The organism is Sulfurovum sp. (assembly GCF_041562805.1).
GTDB lineage: Bacteria > Campylobacterota > Campylobacteria > Campylobacterales > Sulfurovaceae > Sulfurovum.
Genome location: NZ_JBFFOH010000231.1, coordinates 1 through 2,919 on the forward strand (window position 1 = coordinate 1; position 2,919 = coordinate 2,919).

A 2,919-nucleotide genomic window follows, 5' to 3' on the forward strand; every position below is an offset into this window, starting at 1 on the left:
AAACTTTGTCACTTCATCTATCTCGATAACTGTGATACCTGCTGCAGATAATGTTTTAAATGTACCACCCGTTGAAATGATCTCCCAACCCTGACTCTCCAAACCTTTAGCAAACTCTACGATGCCTGCTTTATCACTAACACTCAATAATGCTCTCATTATTCTCTCTTTTCTATAATTTTAATAATGTCACTGCGAACGCCCTTGAAAGTGAAGCGATTCGAGAGTAGTGACGATTTTTGCTCTACTTTTTCTAAAAAAGTAGAAAAGAAACTCCAAACAGTAATAGAAATTAGACTATTATAAGTCCTGCTCAATAGTACGTGCAAACGTATTGAAGTAAATATCTTTAACTTTTTCAAGTGAAAGTTCTACATCATTCACCTTCACTGTCTCTCCACCTACTGCACCAATATTCGTTACTTTAATACCTAGTTCCATAGCCATACGAACCACAGATTCTACATTATCTTCAGTAACTTCTAAAAGTGCTCTGCTTTGTGACTCATCAAAGATATTCTTACTGTCATCTAAAGCAATTTCAGCTGCAACACCTTTGTTAGAAACTGCCGCCATTTTCGAGAGTGCTATCGCAATACCACCAACATTCACATCTTTTGCAGACTTTAAAAGTCCTTTTTTGTTCGCTTCGATCACAAGCTCCCAAAGTGCAAGTTCTGATTTATAGTCAAATGTCGGTAAAGTACCGGCTGTTTCACCATGTAATGCTTTGATATACAATGAACCACCAAACTCACCTTTAGTCTCACCCACAAGAAGGATCTGACTTCCCTCTTCCTGGAATACAGAAGGGAGTACTTTGTTTTGATCATCGTTAAGTCCTACCATTGCTATAGCAGGTGTAGGGAATACAGATACGCCATTCGTTTCATTGTAAAGTGATACGTTACCACTGACAACTGGTGTGTTAAGTTCTAAACATGCCTCTTTAATACCCTCACACCCTTGTGCAAACTGCCACATCACTTCCGGGTTTTCCGGGTTACCATAATTAAGACAGTCTGTGATAGAAAGTGGTCTGGCACCAGACATCGCGACATTACGTCCAGACTCAACCACTGCAAGTGCTGCACCCTTCATAGGATCTATGTAACAGTAACGCGGGTTACAGTCAGAACTCATTGCCAAAGCTTTTCCATTCTCTTTGATACGGATACAAGATGCATCCAGACTTCCTGGAGCTTTAGTTGTATTTGTCTGTACCATAGAGTCATACTGGTTGTATACCCATGATTTATCTGAAACCTCTATGTTTGAAAGCAGTGTTTCATACGCTTCTTGATCATCAACAGCTTTATAGCTCTCAACGGTTTTAGCATTCACTTCATCCAAGTACTTAGGTCTTGCTACAGGTCTGTCAAGTACCGGTGCCTCTTCACTCACTGGAGCAATAGGCATATCTGCACACTTTTCACCATGCCAGAAAAGTTCCATACGAGCAGTATCTGTTACTTCACCGATCACAGCAACATCCAATTCCCATTTTTCAAAAATGTCGATAATCGCTTGTTCACTTCCTTGTTTAGCACAGATAAGCATACGCTCCTGAGACTCTGAAAGCATAAAATCATATGGCATCATACCTTCTTCTCTTGCTGGTACCTGGTCAAGGTGCATGATCATCCCTGCACCTGTTTTCCCTGCCATTTCAAATGCTGAAGATGTAAGCCCTGCTGCACCCATATCTTGAATACCCACAATAAGATCTGTTTTAAACAATTCCAAACATGCTTCAAGAAGAAGTTTTTCTGTAAATGGATCACCTACCTGTACTGTAGGACGGAGTGACTTAGACTCTTCAGTGAAAGAGTCTGAACTCATTACTGCACCACCAAGACCATCACGTCCTGTTTTTGAACCTACATACATCACAGGGTTACCTATACCTGAAGCAACACCTAAGAAGATCTCATCCGACTTGACAAGTCCTAATGAAAATGCATTTACAAGAATGTTCCCATTGTAAGACTCATCAAAACTCACTTCACCACCGATCGTAGGCACACCCATACAGTTACCATAAGATCCGATACCGTCTACGACACCGCGTACAAGGTGTCTTTGGTATTTTGCAATGTCGCTGTTGCCGTTGACTGTACCAAAACGCAGAGCATTGAGGTTTGCTACAGGTCTTGCACCCATAGTAAAGATATCTCTAAGTATCCCACCTACACCTGTCGCAGCACCTTGAAAAGGCTCTATGAATGATGGGTGGTTATGGCTTTCCATTTTAAAGACAGCAGCCATCCCCTCACCGATATCGATAACACCTGCATTTTCACCTGGTCCCTGGATCACCCATGGTGCTTCTGTAGGGAAACCTCTAAGGTATTTTGTACTTGACTTGTATGAACAGTGCTCAGACCACATTGCAGAAAAAATACCTATTTCTACAATATTTGGATGACGACCATCTAAGATACGTAAAATATCGTGGTACTCTTCTTTACTAAGTTTGTGATTTTTTAAAACTTCATCTAAATCTTCAACAGGTTGTGACATTGTTTCTGTCCTTTTGGGGCTTAAAATAAGAACTATATCTTACTAAAAAAGTACTAAATAAGTGTTGAGAAGGTAGAATATGTCACTACGATTTAAAGGCTAAAGATGGATAAGATTTTACAAATGCTGGAACTGCAGCAGCAACTTAATGATGCAACAAATGGTCTGGGTTGGGAAGATGGTATAACAAAAAATGGCAAACCCATTGACTGGAAACGTTGTACTTATCTGGAGTGTGCTGAACTGATAGAAAGCTATCCTTGGAAACACTGGAAAAACATAGATGCGAAACCAGATTATGCCAACATAAAAATTGAAGCTGTAGACATTTGGCATTTTATTATGTCTCAAGGACTTGAAGATTATAAAAGAGGAGATCTTGGCAGTATTGACACA

At 40.1% G+C, this 2,919-nt stretch carries 2 protein-coding genes and 1 pseudogene; 1 reads left to right on the plus strand and 2 read right to left on the minus strand.

Annotation, left to right across the window (positions count from 1 at the left end):
• Positions 1 to 159, minus strand: a pseudogene (locus ABYK33_RS15070) (bifunctional phosphoribosylaminoimidazolecarboxamide formyltransferase/IMP cyclohydrolase PurH); the annotation flags it as partial.
• 141 nt (positions 160 to 300) lie between these two features.
• On the minus strand, positions 301 to 2,523 hold the full coding sequence (purL, locus tag ABYK33_RS15075) for a phosphoribosylformylglycinamidine synthase subunit PurL (RefSeq protein ID WP_373034135.1): 2,223 nt from the start codon (positions 2,521 to 2,523) through the stop codon (positions 301 to 303).
• Between the two features lie 105 nt (positions 2,524 to 2,628).
• Here purL and ABYK33_RS15080 point away from each other — a divergent pair.
• The coding region (locus ABYK33_RS15080) for a dUTP diphosphatase (RefSeq protein ID WP_373034136.1) at positions 2,629 to 2,919 on the plus strand (291 nt) is incomplete at its 3' end.